15 protein-coding genes and 1 riboswitch are annotated in these 17,262 nt (G+C 53.2%); of the genes, 4 read left to right on the top strand and 11 right to left on the bottom strand.

Annotation, left to right across the window (positions count from 1 at the left end; translation table 11 throughout):
* Positions 1-19: 19 nt before the first annotated feature.
* Positions 20-1,195, bottom strand: a complete 1,176-nt coding sequence (locus ACFR81_RS04480) for an MFS transporter (protein ID WP_343874695.1) — start codon at positions 1,193-1,195, stop codon at positions 20-22.
* 222 nt (positions 1,196-1,417) lie between these two features.
* Entirely contained in the window at positions 1,418-2,446 is a 1,029-nt protein-coding gene (locus tag ACFR81_RS04485) for an ornithine cyclodeaminase (RefSeq protein WP_068169737.1), read from the bottom strand.
* A 141-nt stretch (positions 2,447-2,587) separates the two neighbouring features.
* On the opposite strand from ACFR81_RS04485, the gene ACFR81_RS04490 reads away from it, so the two are divergent.
* Positions 2,588-3,019, top strand: a complete 432-nt coding sequence (locus tag ACFR81_RS04490) for an Lrp/AsnC family transcriptional regulator (RefSeq protein ID WP_343874698.1) — start codon at positions 2,588-2,590, stop codon at positions 3,017-3,019.
* On the opposite strand, the gene ACFR81_RS04495 is transcribed toward ACFR81_RS04490, so the two are convergent.
* The 4 genes from ACFR81_RS04495 to ACFR81_RS04510 all read right to left on the bottom strand — a co-directional run bounded on the left by ACFR81_RS04495 (position 3,020) and on the right by ACFR81_RS04510 (position 5,990).
* Positions 3,020-4,570: an amino acid permease gene (locus ACFR81_RS04495; protein WP_343874700.1), complete on the bottom strand. Its 1,551-nt coding sequence runs from the start codon at positions 4,568-4,570 to the stop codon at positions 3,020-3,022.
* A 159-nt stretch (positions 4,571-4,729) separates the two neighbouring features.
* Complete coding sequence (locus tag ACFR81_RS04500) at positions 4,730-5,140, bottom strand: hypothetical protein (protein WP_343874702.1); 411 nt, start codon at positions 5,138-5,140, stop codon at positions 4,730-4,732.
* A 26-nt stretch (positions 5,141-5,166) separates the two neighbouring features.
* The gene (locus tag ACFR81_RS04505) at positions 5,167-5,559 is read right to left on the bottom strand and encodes a fluoride efflux transporter FluC (protein WP_343874704.1); all 393 of its coding nucleotides are present in this window, start codon (positions 5,557-5,559) and stop codon (positions 5,167-5,169) included.
* A complete protein-coding gene (locus ACFR81_RS04510; RefSeq protein WP_343874707.1) occupies positions 5,556-5,990 on the bottom strand; it encodes a fluoride efflux transporter FluC in 435 nt (144 codons plus the stop codon). The genes ACFR81_RS04505 and ACFR81_RS04510 overlap by 4 nt, the downstream gene beginning before the upstream one ends.
* A 153-nt stretch (positions 5,991-6,143) precedes the next feature.
* On the opposite strand from ACFR81_RS04510, the gene ACFR81_RS04515 reads away from it, so the two are divergent.
* On the top strand, positions 6,144-7,124 hold the full coding sequence (locus ACFR81_RS04515) for a sugar-binding transcriptional regulator (protein ID WP_343874709.1): 981 nt from the start codon (positions 6,144-6,146) through the stop codon (positions 7,122-7,124).
* 21 nt (positions 7,125-7,145) lie between these two features.
* Here the strand turns inward: ACFR81_RS04515 and ACFR81_RS04520 are convergent, their stop codons facing one another.
* From ACFR81_RS04520 to ACFR81_RS04535, 4 genes are all read right to left on the bottom strand, one after another.
* Complete coding sequence (locus ACFR81_RS04520; RefSeq protein WP_343874712.1) at positions 7,146-8,096, bottom strand: carboxylesterase family protein; 951 nt, start codon at positions 8,094-8,096, stop codon at positions 7,146-7,148.
* Positions 8,097-8,118: 22 nt separating this feature from the next.
* Positions 8,119-9,003 carry an alpha/beta hydrolase gene (locus ACFR81_RS04525; protein ID WP_343874714.1) on the bottom strand — a complete coding sequence of 295 codons (885 nt, stop codon included), beginning with the start codon at positions 9,001-9,003 and terminating at the stop codon, positions 8,119-8,121.
* A 307-nt stretch (positions 9,004-9,310) separates the two neighbouring features.
* A complete protein-coding gene (locus ACFR81_RS04530) occupies positions 9,311-10,819 on the bottom strand; it encodes a sensor histidine kinase (RefSeq protein ID WP_343874716.1) in 1,509 nt (502 codons plus the stop codon).
* 1 nt (position 10,820) lies between these two features.
* Positions 10,821-11,564, bottom strand: a complete 744-nt coding sequence (locus ACFR81_RS04535) for a response regulator transcription factor (RefSeq protein WP_343874718.1) — start codon at positions 11,562-11,564, stop codon at positions 10,821-10,823.
* A gap of 388 nt (positions 11,565-11,952) precedes the next feature.
* Positions 11,953-12,049: riboswitch (SAM riboswitch) on the top strand.
* Between the two features lie 94 nt (positions 12,050-12,143).
* On the opposite strand from ACFR81_RS04535, the gene ACFR81_RS04540 reads away from it, so the two are divergent.
* On the top strand, positions 12,144-13,103 hold the full coding sequence (locus tag ACFR81_RS04540) for a methylenetetrahydrofolate reductase (protein WP_343874721.1): 960 nt from the start codon (positions 12,144-12,146) through the stop codon (positions 13,101-13,103).
* Between the two features lie 35 nt (positions 13,104-13,138).
* The gene (metE, locus tag ACFR81_RS04545) at positions 13,139-15,472 is read left to right on the top strand and encodes a 5-methyltetrahydropteroyltriglutamate--homocysteine S-methyltransferase (RefSeq protein ID WP_343874723.1); all 2,334 of its coding nucleotides are present in this window, start codon (positions 13,139-13,141) and stop codon (positions 15,470-15,472) included.
* Positions 15,473-15,837: 365 nt separating this feature from the next.
* Here metE and brnQ read toward each other — a convergent pair whose 3' ends face one another.
* Positions 15,838-17,208, bottom strand: coding sequence for a branched-chain amino acid transport system II carrier protein (gene brnQ / locus ACFR81_RS04550; protein ID WP_190617549.1), 1,371 nt, complete (start codon positions 17,206-17,208; stop codon positions 15,838-15,840).
* Positions 17,209-17,262: the final 54 nt, after the last annotated feature.

Below are 17,262 nucleotides of genomic sequence, written 5' to 3' on the forward strand. Positions count from 1 at the left end.
CCGTCCGAGCGTCCCCAGTTTACCCCACAGATGAGGGAGAGGGGTCTGTTTTCTTTTTCATTCCCCAGATTAGCGCTCCTGCCACGAGGGTTGCGACTCCTCCGAGAGTAAAGAGACGCTCCATACTGAGATTGGTCAGCGCAAGCCCGTTGAGCATCGACCCGGCGGTCTGTCCTACCGCGATTGTAGCGAAAAGGATACCAGTTGCCGCACCTACAGCACGGGGCCACGATTGACGGCCGAGTTCAATCGTCAAACCGGTAACCACGGTATAAAACGCCCCAAACAATGCGCCCGAAAGAACAGCGAAAACCACATTGGAACATAGCGGTAGGCAAAGAATTGAAAGGCCAAGAATTACCGAACAAAGGGTCCATGAAAGTTTTAATCCCATTCTTGATGCCACATCACCCGCTAACGCGCCACCAATTCCTGCCACCCCGATAGCGCCCCAGAACAGTAGAGACTGAAAATCGCTCAGACCGCCTTGCTCCTCAGCTAATGCGCGCCCGTAGGTCCAGTAGACGGAGCTTCCTGCACCCATCAAAATCGTCAACAGAATTGGAAAGAGAAGGGCACGCCATTCGCCCCGGGCTTCGTCGCTCGAACCGCCTGCCGCCGTCGCAGGTGAGGAAGTTTTGAGTCTCAAAAACCATAAACACACCACGCAGGCTAAAACCGCAGCCACCACAAAGACGAGCCTCCAACTGGAAACTGCCAGCAATATGCCGGTAGAAATTGCAACACCAATTCCCGTACCCGCATTGGCAATCGACTGCGCACGAGCCTCTTGGGCAGGGGAAATTTCTTGCGCCAACCTATAAGCGATAGCTCCCGAGGTGAAACCTGCGGCAGCTCCAGCCACACCAATTCCGCTCATAAATAAGGGGGCAGACGACGACATCGCCACCATCAGAGTTCCAACTGTTGCGGTAAGAAGCACCAGAAGAACACTTGTTTTCCATCGACCGCTATTCAAAAGCCGGCTACTTACGAAGCAAGCAAGCACATAGGTCAGAAAGCTAAGCGATGACGCTAGACCAATTTCAGCACTCGTGGCTACCTGATCTTCTACGATGCGCGGGGTACTCAGCCCCAGAGCAAAGCGCGCCATTCCATAGGAGACTGCCACTACTGATGCTCCCGCAACCACCAGACGGCGTTGGTCTGAGGGCATCTGTTCTGTATCGCGCATCGTTACCTTATGTCGTCGTGAAAATAATATGCAGGCTTACTTCTTTAAGAGTACCCCATCCCCCCCCCCCCGAAATATCAGAAAAGTAAACGAGCTACTATTTCGAGACGGTATCTCGTTTACTTTTCTGGTACCTCATACGAGGTACTCCGTTAAAGCAGATTGCCCCGGCCATCACATGATGACCGGGGAAATCTCTAGCTCAAGGCTCAGCTAAAAGTTTTAGCCTACGGGAGAGTTCACCTTGACGAGTGAGAACAAGTCGCGGGGATCCTCAGGCTCAGCCACAAGGTCAATGAACTGCTGAAGGTCAGAGTCCTTAGTTGCATCTGAGCAGTAGCGCAAAGCAGAGAAGTCAGAGATAGCGAAGCCAACGGAGTCAAACAGGGTGATTTCTTCATCCGAGCTACGTCCAGTTGCCGCGCCGGTGAGGACCTGCCAGAACTCGGTGACGGGGAAGTCTTCGTCCTTCTGCTGAATCTCACCCTCGATGCGAGTCTGCGGTGGGAATTCTACAAAGACGGTGGAGCGATCAAGGATAGCGCCGTCAAGTTCGGTCTTGCCGGGGCAGTCACCGCCGACAGCGTTCAGGTGCACGCCGGGCTTTACCTGGTGGTCGGAAAGAATGGTATTCTGTGCCTTGTCTGCGGTGCAGGTGGTAATGATATCGGCATCGAGAACAGCGTCATCTACCGATTCAGCCACGCGGATATTGAAGCCAAGGGGCTCCATGTTGCGGCGGAACTTCTCGATAGAGGCAGGCTCAATATCGTAGATAGTGATGTCTTCAATACCCAAGAGTGCGCGGAAACCAAGCGCCTGGAATTCAGACTGAGAACCTGCGCCAATCATCGCCATCCGCTTGGAGTTAGGGCGAGCTAGGTATTTAGCAACAAGAGCCGACGCCGCAGCTGTACGAAGAGCAGTCAGCAGAGTCATTTCCGCAAGGAAAACAGGATAGCCGTTATCTACGTCTGCGAGCAAACCAAACGCGGTGACGGTCTGGAATCCACGAGCAGGGTTAGACGGGTGACCGTTGACGTACTTGAAAGAGTAAATCTCATGGTCAGAGGTGGGCATTAATTCAATAACACCGAAAGGGGTGTGGCTTGCCACGCGGGGAATCTTATCGAAACTTTCCCATCGCTTAAAGTCATCTTCAATGTACTTGGCCATTCCGCCAATAATATTTTCAACGCCATCGCGCTGAATCCAGTGAGCCATGCTCGATACGTCAACAAACTGGGTCATGTGTTTTCCTCTCAAAACTCGTTGCACCGGGAAGGAGGCAGAATTTAAGTTTATGGCCAAAAATGTAAAGTCAACATAGGCAGGTTAAGTTAATTTGCATCGAAAATGAACAAAGTGCTAAGTGACAGTTATTATATTGTCATGATTGAGCTCACTGTCTTGGAACATAAACTGATTACGCTTCTTCGTGAAAATAGTCGCACCTCGGTTTCAGCCCTTGCTGAGGAGTTGCATGTTTCTCGTGCGACCGTCACCAAGACAATGGCGCGCCTGGAAAACAATGAAACTATTCTCGGCTACACGGTTCGCACGCATAAGAGCCAAGCAGCAGGTCTCCTTCATGCCACTAGCTGTATTGAGGTGGAGAATCGGACCACCCGTTATGCCATCGCTCAACTTAAAGGAATCCCCGAAATTCGAGCTATTCACACCACTAACGGGGCATGGGATCTCATTGCCGAACTTGAATGTAAAGATTTGCTCGATTTTGACCGTGTGTTACGCAAAATAAGAGAGGTGCAGGGAGTCAGCAATTCGCAAACCTCCCTGCACCTCAATTCAGTAGAGTGCTAGTTATTCACTCTCGTGAAATTCATTGTGTACTCGGGGGGTTTGGGTATGAACTGAATCCGAGCCAGGTGTACGCGCAATGACGGGGAACTCGCCTGTGTAGCCTTCGCGAACTGCGGCAACCTCATAGACACGCTGACGTACGAGGAACCATCCGCCCCATAGAAGGGGAATCACTACCAAGAGTGAGATTAAGGTCCATGTTCCTACCGGGTAATCAAAAGCAATAAGAACCATTACAAGAACGATAAAGACGATAACCGCCCAGTCACTGAACTTACCGCCAGGAGCCCGGTAGCTGGGTCGGCTATAGCGGCCCTCTTTCACCAAGCTCAAGAATTTCTGGTGAGCCAGCACAATAGCTGCCCAGCTTGCCATGGTGCCGATAGCTGCAATGTTTAAAACAATTTCGAATGCCTGCGCCGGCACAAAGAAGTTGAGTGCCACACCAAAGAGTGCCACCACTGCGGTCAACAAAATACCAGCGACGGGGACACCGCCCTTGGACATCTTTGCTGCAAACCGAGGAGCTGAGCCTGCCACAGCCATCGAGTGAAGAATGCGCCCGGTGGAGTACATTCCAGCATTCATAGAGGAGGCTGCCGCAGTAATAACAACTAGCTGCATGATGGGTGCCGCATACTCAAAGCCAACTGATTCGAAGAAGGTCACAAAAGGAGATTCATCAGCGGTGTATTGATTGTAAGGAAGAAGCAAGCACAGAAGGATAACGGATCCCACGTAGAACACGGCGATACGCAGAACTACCGTGTTGATAGCACGAGGGATAACGCGCTCTACATCTTGCGCTTCACCAGAGGTGGTGCCCACCAGCTCAATACCTGCGTAGGCGAAGACAACACCCTGAACCACAATTACCGCTGCTAGCAAGCCGTTAGGAAGCATACCGCCAGCCTGGGAAATCAACGAGAAACCAGTGGGTTCGCCAGTGGGGCTGCCAAAGATGAGGAAGCAGATACCCACAATCATAAAGATGACGAGCGCGGCGACTTTAATGAGAGCGAACCAGAATTCCATTTCGCCAAAAACCTTAACGGAAACCAGATTCAAGGAAACTACTGCTAACACCACGATAAGCGCTACAACCCACTGCGGAATCGAAGCAATGAACTCGCTATACTGCCCAAACCAAGCAATATAGATAGCAATTGCCGTGGCATCAGCTACCGCGGTCATTGCCCAGTTAAGCCAGTACAGCCAACCCGAAACATAGGCGGCTTTTTCGCCATAAAATTCGCGGGTATAGGAAACGAAAGAGCCCGAAGAGGGTCGGTGAAGAATAAGCTCCCCCAGGGCACGCAGAATGAGGTATCCAAAGAAACCACAGATTGCGTAAATGATAGCTAGAGATGGGCCTGCATTTTCAAGGCGACCACCCGTACCCAAAAAAAGACCGGTACCAATAGCGGAGCCAATGGCAATCATCTGAATCTGGCGTGGTCTGAGACCTTTTTGGAAACCTTCTTGCTCATGAGCAAAAGGATCCGGAGGGATACTGCCCTCTACAGAATTCAGCGAAGAATTAGGAGACATCAGGGAACCCCAATCGAACGGCGTGCGCAGGTGCGCAGGGACTTTGGACTTAATTCAAGTTGTTGATCCCCGGTGCAAATGGTCACAACTTTTAGTCAGGCTACTTAGAACTATAACCTGCGGCTCCCTAAAAATGTAGTTTATATCTCATTTTTAATCTTAGACGAGAGACTGTATAGCCCCCTCAATCTCGCTAATAAGCCGCTCCATCGTAGAAATAAAGTATTTTTCTGCGACCGTCTGTCCCTGTTGTAGTAAAGACAATGCTGAGTTTTCAAAAGGGGTAGCATTCAGATTCGCACCGGTGAAAACGCCAAAGGACGAACCTGAATGCGCAGATTCCTTTTCCTTCTCTCGCGTGAGCACAAACCCGTACTGGGTTGATTCGGACCAGCTGATATTCAACACATAGGTGAGCGAGCCATCCTCAGCTACTTGACGCCAGGTGAGGTCGGCGTCGTCCAAATATTCGCCGTCAATTTCAAGCCCTCCCTCATATTCCAGCTCCCAACCGTGCTTGCGGGCGAGTTGAAAGGCGGTTTCTTTGATGCCGGTCTGTTGCTTTTTCATGGGCTTAAGCCTACCGGGCAAAGAAGCTATGCGGTCAGGCCCATTCCCAGCGCAGCCGCGACAATACAGAGAATCGCCTGGGCGAGCCAAGCAAAGATAAACACCCCCGGACGACGAGCGGAGGCGGCAGTTACGGCATCGACCATCGCAGTGGAGAACGTGGTGAAGCCACCCAAAAAGCCAGTGCCAGCAAGAAGAACAAACGTGTGGACGATGTCGTCGCCAAATAAACCGGCAAGCATCCCGGTTGCACCAGTGAGAGCACCCAGGAGAAAAGAGCCGGTGAAATTTATCAGGAATGTACCCAGAGGTACTCGTTGCCCGAGGGTAGTTTTCTTCGCCGCGCCGTCGAGAGTGAATCGGAGCCATGCACCAGCTCCACCGCTGATAAATACGCCGAGGAAAAGGAGGAAATTCATAAGCCCTCCCCTACTTTTTTGATAGCCAAAGACACTCCACGACGTCGTGCGGCGGCAGATCCCAGTCTCGTTCCTAGCAAGCAGACAAGAAGTCCTAGGAGTAGCGTCGTCCCGCTGTAAAACCAAAAAATCTGTGGGTTTTCAGAGAGCAAGCCCACCGACTGCACCGAGAGTGCCGAATAGGTGGTGAAGCCGCCCATGAAACCGGTTCCGAGGAACAAACGGGCAATTTTTCGGCCTCCTTGTTCTGCGCCTAGACCCGTTAAAAAAGCGAGCAAAAAGCCGAGGCAGAAAGCACCCAAGACGTTGATTGCCCACGTCATCTGAATAACCGTGAAAGGTAAACCCAGGGTCAGTAGCCAACGTATGCTTGCGCCCAAGCCGCCGCCCAAAAACACGAGCAATCCTGGAGGAAATTTCTGACTTTTCACCCTCCTAATTTATCCTATGTTTCCTCTTCCCTAACCTGCAGGTTCGGACAAAATTGTGCTGGGTGACATCCTTACCCATAAACTCAATACATAGACTTTTCATCATGAGATTTCGATGGCTACATCATTCGGGGCAGAGAGAAACGAGAGAACATGACACCTTCACCGCAGCGTCTGCACCGTTCAAACACCTCTGACGAGCGCGAACGCGTGAGCCTGCTCTTGAAGGTAGCGCGCATGTACTACGAAGAGGGCGCCACGCAGGCGCAAATCGCTAAGCACGTGGGTTACTCTCGCCCCACCGTGTCCCGGCTTCTGACCGAGGCACGTGAGGAAGGTGTGGTTCACATCCGCATCACCCACCCGCTAGAGCGAGCGATGTCCATAGAGAAAGCACTTGCTGAAAAGTTTGGGCTTATCGGAGCCCGAATTGCTGAGTCTAAGGACCTTGGAAATCTTACCCAAAACGTAGCGCGATGCGCCGCCGACTACCTCATCGAGACCTCTCCTGAAGATTCCGTGATTACCGTTTCCAACGGGTTCGCAGTGAACGCCACCATCGAGGCGATGCCGCGTATGAACTGGCTGACTTCCCGCGTGATTCAGGCGATCGGATCGGTCAGCAACGAAGAAGTACAGGTTGACGCATCGGAAACCTGCCGCCGTCTTGCCGGTCAACTCGGCGGGCGCCATATTGCGCTGCCCGCTCCTTTGGTGGTTTCCGCTCCGGAGGTTGCCTATTCGCTCATTCAGAGCCAGCAAGTCGCAGGGATTCTGCACTACGCAGCGACCGCTGACACTGCCCTGGTAGGTATCGGAACTATTGAGGACCGGAAAAAGGGTTACATTTTTGACGGCTACGTCGAAGAAGAAACCAGCGCCATTCTTCAACGTGATGGCGCAGTAGGGCACATTTGCGGTCACCACTTCAACGCCCAGGGTGAGCATATTGTGACGCCCCTTTGTGCCCGCACCATTGGCATTAATCTTAAGCAGATTAGGCGGCTGCCGCGCGTTGTCGGTGTTGCCTGGGGTGAGCATAAGCTCGATGCCATCCGTGGGGCTCTGCGGGGCAAGTTGGTATCGGTGCTGATTACGGACCGGGCGACGGCGGAAGCGCTGCTCGAAGACTAAAATCTTAGGGCTCTCCCCTAGCTACGCAAACTCAATTCGCGCACGCCCAGCCAACTCGGAACGAATCACTCCCGAGCGGGCAAACTCTGCCCAGATGGCGCGCAAAGCCCGTCCTTGCTCCGCCCGTTCGTTCGGGTAGGAGCCCGCGAGTAACTTATCGCCGCCCCAGCAGGAGTTTTCAAATAAAAGAGCAAGCTCGGTACAGTGCGCCGAGTAGTGGTAGTTCAGCGGATGCCCCACCCGCAACACATAGGAAGTGGCGTTTCCGCCAGCGGCTCGATGACGACGCACAAATCGGCGGGCGGGCTCAATATACATCTCCCACGAGCCCTTTCCCACCAATGACTCAGCAACCTTCCGCGCCATTTTCCCCAGGTATTTCGGCGGTTGAGGCACAAAATATGCCGATTCGCGCATATTAGCACCTATAAGAACATCTACCCGTTGAGCAATCTTTTTCCATGCATCTTCCACCTGCTCAACATTCGGCAAAGGATAGTGCCCGTCCAACAAACCAAGGTTGGCAGGGCGCTCTTTCGAGCCACCCAAAAACCCCAGCAGACCTAGCCGGTAAGTCACCGGAACCACCACAACCTGCTCGTCTGCCACCAAGCGAACAGGGTTATAGCGTGCGCCGTCGCCGCTACCCACCACGTACGAGCCGCCATGAAAATAGACCATGACCGGCAACTTTTCAGAGGGTGCAACATCGGCAGGAAACACTATAGAGAGATTCTGGCACTCCTCGCTCATCAGTACCGACTGACGAATATCCCCGTCCTTACCACGCAAAAACTGTGGCGCAGCTGGGGCAGGAGAATCTGCTACAAAAGGATCTCCAAAGTCAGCTAGACGAACTGAATGGGGATAACGAAAACGCTCGGCACGCGCATAGGGAATACCTGAAGCGCGCACTACAGCGCCGTCTTCCACCGCTAAAAGAGTACCCACTGGAGTCTCAACGGGGCGCATTCCTAAATCCTTCAACATACAACTAGGCGGCGAACTGCTTGCCAATTTCACGGTAGGCAGCGCGTGCTTCTGGCATGAGTCGAGCCCCCATGTATCCATGAAAAGCGCGCGGCGCTAAGGTCAGGCTCACGGGCGAGCCAGCACCGACGGCAAGATTGGCAAAGTTGCGAACGTCGGGATACATGATGTCTCGTTTACCCTGGTAAATGTGGGTTTTCGGAAGGTTTTCTACCGACCCGAAAATAGGGCTGACGCGCGGATCCCGCACTCCCCACGAACCACTCCAGCGGCGTCCAGCTTCAATGAGCGACGGGCGGTTAAGTACCGGATCTTTAATGCCATGAATTTCGGGGTTGGAAAGCGTGAGATCGAGCCAGGGATAAAAAAGCAACACATTATCGGGGAGAACCAACCCGCGATCGCGGCGGCTCATCACGTATGCCTGAGCCAATCCGCCACCTGCACAGTCACCGGCAACGATTATTTTTCCACCGGTTTCTCGGGCGCTTTTGAGGGCATGGGCGAAGGCGCCGTCGAGTAATGGGTAGGCGTCTTTAGCGCTGTGGTGGGGAGCCAATTGATACATCGGTACCAAAGCAGAGGCGCAGGTTTCTTTCATCAACCGGTCAATGATGCCCCAGTGCATCATGGTGAGAGGTCTTTTGTATTCCCCGCCATGAATATATACCAGTACGTTGGCGCATTTTTCGTTTTCGGGGTCGAGAAAAACTACGCGCGAATCATCCACCTGCCGGTAGTACGCCCCATAGCGGTCATACATAGTAGCCGGCAACTCGGCAGGCTTGGCATTGTGGGTAATGGTCCGAACTGCGTTCCGGGAAGCATCAGAGGTCATACGGTTAATAAGGGAAAGCGCACCAACCGCTGTACGCATGCTGAGCGACATATCGCGCCACCTTTGTTATCAAATCGTTACCTTACACAGTAAGGGGTATTTGCTTCACCAGGGGTGCAAAATTCACCAATAAGGGGGAGAAAGTAAAAATCAGCCCTGAGAAGGAGAGTATAAGGAAAGACAAAACCCCGGAATTACACCAAAATTTCACCTCTACATACATGACGGGGCAAGTAGTACTTATCTCATGGATGTATTCATAAAATTTACTTAATATTGGCGTAACAAGCCCAAATAGGGGTGGTGAGCGGAAGAGTTTGCTGATTCTGGGCTGGGGTTAACGAACGCGTCCTAACCCCTACGCCAGTGGCAGCAGGACCTGAAAGACGGTTTCCCCCGGGCGAGATTGCACGTCAATACTGCCGCCATGTGCCTCAACGATGGCACGTACAATCGGCAACCCTAATCCTGTGGTTCCGGCGTCCCCGGGCCGCGCGACGTCGGAGCGTGTAAATCGGTCAAAAATTTTATCGATAAATTTAGGATCGATCCCCTCGCCATCATCGCTAATTCTTATCTCAGCAAACCCGCCCTCGGCAAAACCTAGAGACGCCGTTACATGCGTTCCCTCGGCGGTATGTTTGCGTGCGTTAGAGAGCAGGTTCGAAATAACTTGCTGAAGTTGGTTGCGGTCGCCGCGAACTTCTACCGGATCGTCTGGAATATCGAGAGTCCAGCGATGATTGGGGGCAGCTACCTGCATATCGAAGGTGCTTTCAGCGAGCATTTCCGAGAGATCTACCGCCTCAAAGACCGGCTGCTTGCCTTCATCGAGACGAGCGAGCAACAAGAGATCCTCTACCAAGCGGCTCATTCGTGCAGTCTGTGATTCGATGCGATTCACCGACTGCTCCCCCGAATCGCTCAGGTTTTCGGTCCACCGCAGAAGGTCCGAGTACCCCTTAATGGCAGCGAGCGGAGTGCGCAGTTCGTGGGAAGCATCGGCAATAAATGCGCGCATCTGGTTTTCAGTTTTCTCCCGTGCCTGCAGGGCAGACTGTACGTTCCCCAGCATTTGGTTTAGCGCGAATCCCACCGCGCCTACCTCTGAGCGGGGGTTCGAGTCCCACGGCTGCACACGGTCGGCGCGAGAAAGCACCTGCGACTCCAAGTCTGCCTGCGCGACGCCGGCAGCAACTGCCGAGACACGCTCTAGGGGGCGCATCGTCCGGCGGATAATCCATGAGCCGAGCAGACCAGCTATAACCATTACCGCCAGCGACCCACCTGCCATCACGGCAACTAAGGTGGCCAACGTATTATTCATGTCTTTGAGTGGGATGCCTGTGACCACCACGGTCTGGGGCTGATTGGGAAGCGCGTGAGCTTCTACCAGGTAGTTCCCTACTTCGAGATCAACTTTTTGGGCGGTAGCTTCTGCCGGGACATCTTTCAACTGCGCAACGTCTGCTTCAGAAAGACTTTGTAAATCGCCCGAGCTATCCAAAACTCCTGAGAATCCCACATTCCCGTTATTTACGCAGACGGTGAGGGTCCCTGCGCTTTGGCCGGGTGCGTTGAGCGGCGAGCTACTAGCGGACGTCTCGCATACGTTTTGCGCGCCTTCCGCATTTGCACCGTCCACCCCACCCGCGCCGCCGTTGCGCACAGGGGCGTCCTCGGGCTTAAAAATCATGGCGCGGCGCGACGTCTGATCTAACCGCTCGCTCACCTGCGATTCTAAGGAATTCTTGATAGTGAGAAAACTGCTGAGCCCGATAATCAGGCAGGCAACGCCCAACATTCCCACTAATATAGCCGTCAAAATAGTGCGCAGGCGAGGCGCAGATGCGAAAGACGAGTTCACGCTAGTTAACCGGCTTAATCACGTAACCAGCACCGCGAACCGTATGAATCATAGGTTCTCGACCTGCATCAATTTTCTTGCGCAAGTAGGAGATATAGAGCTCCACAATGTTCGCTTGACCGCCAAAATCGTAGTTCCACACGTTATCGAGAATCTGAGATTTTGAGACCACTCGCTTAGGGTTTTCCATGAGATAGCGCAACAGGTCGAACTGCGTTGCCGTGAGTGAGATGTCTTCTCCACCGCGGGTCACTTCACGGGTATCCTGATTCAGCACGAGATCGCCGACGACCAGCTCGGCGTCGTCTGCTGCCACAACGCCTGAACGCTGTACGAGGCGGTGAAGGCGAATCATGACCTCCTCCATCGAGAAAGGCTTGGTCACGTAATCATCGGCGCCAGCGCCGAGTCCTTCGATGCGGTCGTCAACCGAGTCTTTAGCGGTGAGAAAAAGACAGGGCACCTGCGGGTAAAGTTTCCGCACGCGGCTCAGTAATTCGATGCCGTCGAATCCGGGCATCATAATGTCCAGCACCAGAACATCGGGACGCCACTCGCGTGCTACTGCGAGCGCATCAGGGCCGTTTCCTGCCGATTTAACATCCCACCCAATCATGCGCAAACCTACGCTGACTAACTCTTCGAGCATGGCTTCGTCGTCGACGACGAGCGCGCGGATGGGCGTACCATCTACGTGTTCGAGGGTGGGGAGGTTTTTGGCGATTTCGTGTGCTCTGCTGCTCATGTGTATAAGCCTAGCGTTTGAGAGTGTTATGGAGCTGGTGTTTTGCTTGTTTCTGGGTCTTACAAAGTAACTGCATGCCGGGGGCATAGGTTAAACACAGGAAAGCGGAACAACTCGGCTGAGAACACGCGATTTGCCGATACCTGGCGTAGCGTCGGCAAGCAATCCCTCTCGTCTGCTTCGCTAGCGCTCAGGAAGGCGATTCACGCCAGACCCAGCCAGCTTTCCTCCCGCTACGCCAGGTTCTCGACTTATAGCTCGTCCTCACCCTGCTTTCACATAACTTAATATGACGCTACCTAGACATATTCACTACACGAAGTTACATAGGCACATCTAGGCGTTTTCGCTTGTGAGCCCGTGATGCGCCCATTTATATTGATTCTGTTATCTATCAAGAGCGGCCGAGAGATCTGGCTCTACGACGCTGCAGCAACCTCGCCCGAGCAATCGGGAGAAGGTGCTCCCGCCAGGACCGATAGAAGAATTAGCTTTCTGCTTTTCCATACGTTCGTTCCTCCCCTATAAAGGGGTGGGCGTGTATCTATCGGGCGAATCCATCGAAAGGAAATGCCCTCTATGGCACCTCATACGGCTCTGTCTTATGAGCTTTACCCTCCACGGTCTGTGGAAAGTCGTGACTCTTTGTTGCAAACCATTGACGAGCTTTCGGCTACTTCCCCTGACTATGTTTCGGTGACTTATTCCGGTACTGCCGAGCGTAAGCAACAGACTCTCGCTTTGCTTGATTATCTGGTGCACGAAACCAAGCTGACTCCGTTGGCGCATTTGACGTGCGTGGGGCATTCAGTGGGGGAACTGGAACACGCTGTGCGCCTCATTGTGGGTTTAGGCGTGCGGGGCTTGTTGGCTTTGCGCGGTGATATTCCGGCGGGGGTTTCCCCTGATGCTCTGGAGCTTCCGTTTGCGCGCTACTTAGTGGAGCTTATTCGCCGGGTGGAACGTGAAGATTTTGCGCATTTTGCCGGTGGAAAGCTGTCGATTGGGGTGGCTGCTTATCCGCAGAAGCACCCGGAGTCGGTATCGCTTCTTCAAGATATTGAGATTTTGCTGGCTAAGCAACGTGCGGGTGCTGATTTTGCTATCACGCAGGTTTACTTTGATAACGCTCGTTTTCAGGGACTGTTGGATGCGGCGCAGACTGCCGGGGTGAATTTGCCTATTATTCCGGGCATTATGCCGGTGACGTCGTTGCGCCGTCTCATTCGGCTGTGCGAGTTGGCGGGGTTGGCTATTCCGCTGGATCTTGCCAGTGCGTTAGAGAATGCCGATAACAAGGTGGAGCGCCACAAGATTGGGGTGGAGTATGCGTTGCATCAGTGTAAAGCAGCGCTAGATTCTGGTGCCAGTGGTTTGCATTTTTACACTTTCAACGAGCACCGCGCCGTCCTCGATGTGCTGGAGCATCTCGATATCGCTCCCTATACGTCGCGCTATTTTAGTCCTCTGAAATCTTCTCAGCCGTCGCATTTTTCTACGTCAGACGCCGAATACGCGTCCGTGTCTGCTTCCGCTTAACACTTTTTCATTATCTTCCTGAAAGGTCACTTTTCATGTCAGTCCAGAATTTTCCTGCAGCAACTATGGTTGGTTACCCTCGCATTGGTCGCCACCGCGAACTTAAGAAAGCAGTGGAGGCTTTTTGGAAGGGGACTGCGAACCGCAGTGAGCTAGATGCGCAGGTGGCTGAGGTTCAAAAAGTTAACCTTGCCCGCCTCACCGAACTCGGTTTGAACGCTGACTACGCGATTCCGGCGTCGTTCTCTCACTACGATCAGGTACTCGATACGCTTCGTTTGGTCAACGCGGTTCCTTCCCGTTTTGCCGATGCCCTGGATGAGCGCGGCATCCTACCGTTGGAGGGGTATTTCGACTTGGCGCGTGGCACCCAGGATCAGCCTGCGTTGGAAATGACTAAGTGGTTTGACACGAACTACCACTACCTTGTGCCCGAGGTTGGGGCGCAGACTTCGTTTGAGTTGAATCCTGAGGAGTTGTTCGCTCAGCTTGATATTGCTGAGGAGCAGGGCGTGCGTGTGCGCCCGCAGATTGTAGGTCCGATTACTTTTTTGGCGTTGGCGAAAGCTGAGGACGGCACAGCACCAGACTTCGAGCCTCTTTCTCGTCTCGACGATTTGCTGGCGGTTTATGAGGAGCTTCTGACTCAGCTCACCGAGAGGGGTATGCAATGGGTACAGTTCGATGAGCCTGCACTGGTGGCGGACCATCAGCACATTGACGCCGCCCGTCTGTCCGAATTGGTGTCTAGTACCTACGGTCGTTTGAGCGCGCACTCGCGGCGTCCTGCACTGTTTGTCACTTCCCCCTACGGTGATTTAGCGCAGAACCTTGAACCGCTAGCGCAGTCGGGAATTGAGGCTTTGCATGTGGATAGTGTTTCTGCCGATTACAGTGACCGTCTGCAGCAACTTGCAGAGCAGAACGGTCTGCATCTGGTGGTAGGCGCCGTCAGCGGTCGTAATATTTGGCGTACGGATTTGCGGCAAACGCTGAAGGAACTTGAGGGGTTGAAGGGTATCTCTATCGCTACTTCAACCTCCCTACAACACGTTCCCCATGACCTGAATTTAGAAGAAAGTCTGCGCGAAGACCTCAAAAGCTGGTTGGCTTTTGCCGACCAGAAGGTAGTCGAGGTGCTTACCCTAGCGCGGGCAGTGTTGGAGGGTGAAGATGCTGTTGCGGCAGAGATAGCTACCGCTTCAGATGCCCTTGCCCAGCGCGAGAAGTCCGAGGGTGTTCGAGTTCAAGCTATCCGGGAGCGTGTCCAAGAAGTCACCGCGCAGAGCGGTGCTTTTGAGCGCCCGACCGCAAGCGAGCGCCAGCAAGCTCAGGCTTTCCTGAATCTCCCGCAGATTCCTACCACCACTATCGGCTCTTTTCCGCAGACTTCTGACATTCGCAAGCAACGCGCGGCGTTCCGGGCGGGCACTATCACCGAAAGTGAGTTTGACGGTTTCTTGCGCGAGGAGATTGCCTCGGTTATCGCGTTGCAAGAGGAAATTGGGCTAGATGTACTGGTTCACGGCGAGGCAGAACGTAACGATATGGTGCAGTACTTCGCAGAGAATTTTGAGGGTTTTGATACCACGGTGCATGGCTGGGTGCAGTCCTACGGTTCGCGTTGCACTCGTCCTTCTATTTTGTGGGGCGACGTCAAGCGCAGCGGCGAAGGGTTGGAAGGTTCGGCATTCACCGTTCCGTGGATTTCCTACGCAGATTCGCTCACCGAAAAACCGGTGAAAGGTATGTTGACCGGCCCGGTGACTATTCTGGCGTGGTCTTTTGTACGGGACGATCAGCCGCGGGTTGAGACCGCCCATCAGGTAGCGCTGGCATTGGCGGATGAAATCGCTGACTTGGAAAAAGCAGGAATCAAGATTATTCAGGTAGATGAGCCGGCGCTCCGTGAACTTTTGCCCCTCCGCGCGGCAGAGCAACCGGAGTACCTGAAATGGTCAGTAGGGTCGTTCCGTCTAGCTACCTCACAGGTGGCTGACTCTACTCAGATTCATACCCACCTGTGCTATTCAGAATTCAATGAGGTCTTTGAAGCGATTGACGGTTTGAATGCAGATGTCACTTCCATTGAGGCGGCACGTTCTCGCTTGGAACTGCTTGAGGATCTCCCGGCAACTTTCGACCGGGGCATCGGCCCGGGCGTCTGGGATATTCATTCTCCGCGCGTCCCATCGGTGGAGGAAATCCGCAGTTTGCTCGAACAGGCAGTAGACAGCGTTGCGCCCGACCACCTCTGGAGTAACCCAGATTGCGGATTGAAGACGCGCGGATACGAAGAAACCCGCGCCTCACTAGTGAATTTGGTGGAGGCCACGCGAGCTGTTCGGGAGCAAGTGGCAAAGAAATAAAGAACCTCAGAAAGCTAAAGATTATAAATAATAATCTTTTCATACAGACGCTTAACTAATACATTTTTTAGAAAAAATACCTTTTAGGGTTACCAATGGGTATAAATCAAATAATTTTCTAATAAAACTTGTACCTTCAAGTGTTCTAGAGGTATAGTTATCACGTTGTTTACTACTACACTCGAAAGGGTGTATGCGAGACAAAGAACTGCTGAGATTACTCGCAGTTCACCTTAGACGGGCTCATGTCGGTGGTTGTGGTTCCCCCCGGCATGAGCCTCTCTTCTTTAACTTTGAGCGCATATCAAGCGACCCCGGCAGAAAACTCTGCTGGGGCCGCTTGGTTTTAATAGGGTAAGAAAACTTTAGATGGTCGTATTCTTCACGTCTTTTTCAGGAGATTTCTTGACAGCATCCACGATATATCCGATCACAGCCGCTGCCACAGTGGGAACTATCCAGCCGAGGTCGAGCTCGTGACCGGGTGTCCAACCAATCAGCGGCTCAATGACCGAGCTACCCCAGCCCACCGAGTTGAGCGTGGCAAGAGCTGCCCAGATTACCGATACGACTAGCGCAAAGCGGAAGGTGTATTCCAGGCGCTTACCCAAGGGCTTATCAAGCACAGGCTCCAGCAGGGTCAGCGCAATCAAAGTAATAGCTGAGGGGTAGAGGAACCCGAGAATCGGACCGGCGATAGCCAAAACCGTTGCTAGGCCCATGATGGAGACCGAGAAAGAAATCAGCGTAAACACGATCAACCAACGGCGGTAAGTAATCTTGGGGAACAGCCGCTCAAAGAATTCTGAAGTGGAACTCAGTAGCCCGACGGCGGTGGTCAAGCAGGCAAGAACAACAATCAGTCCGAGGATGAATAGACCTGGAGTGCCCAGGGTCTGCTGCGCCGCAGAAGAAAGCAACGCTGCGCCGTCCTCATAACCCTGCCCATTTTCAATGGAGTGGCCAATCCAAGCCAGACCAATGTAAATCAAAGCAAGAAGCAAGCCGGCGATCAGTGCTGAATAGGTAATGCCCTTGGTCAGACCGTTTTCTTTAGTGAGGCCCTTGAACTGAAGGGATGAAATCAGAATGATGCCGAATGCAAGACCAGCCAGCGAGTCCATAGTGAAGTACCCCTGCAGGAAGCCGCTGACCAAAGGTGCGCCCTGATACTCCTCAATAGCGGGCGCGGGAGTGCCATGCAACTTGAAGAAAGAAACAATAACCAGCAGGAACAGAAGAATAACGAGCGCCGGAGTCAGGTACTTCCCCAGAGTGTCCACGATATTGCTGGGGTTCAGGCAAATTGCCAAAGAGATAGCAAAGAAAACCAATGAATAAATCACAAGCGCCAGCTGGCTATCGATACCGAAAACCGGCGTAATGAACAGCGCGTAGCTCACGGTGGCAGTACGGGGAACCGCGTAGAACGCACCGATTGCTAAGTAGACCAGAACTGGAAAGAGGAAAGCGAACACTTTTCCACCGCGGCTAGCGAGCGCGGTCAGGTCTGAACCACTGCGCACGAGCGCAAAGATAGCGAGGAGGGGCAGTGCTACACCCGTGACCAGAAAGCCAATGAGAGCGGGGGCAAAATTCTCCCCCGACTGTGCGCCGAGCATCGGCGGGAAGATCAGGTTACCGGCGCCGAAGAACATAGAGAACAGCATCAGAGCTGTAACGACGATGATTCCCCCAAACCCTGCTTTTTGGGTGGACGGCGGGACTACACTCATATTTTTCTCTTCTCTAGTGTGTGATGCACCAAATGATGAAACATAAAAACGACT

This window comes from Rothia amarae (genome assembly GCF_042677725.1).
Taxonomy (GTDB): domain Bacteria; phylum Actinomycetota; class Actinomycetes; order Actinomycetales; family Micrococcaceae; genus Rothia; species Rothia amarae.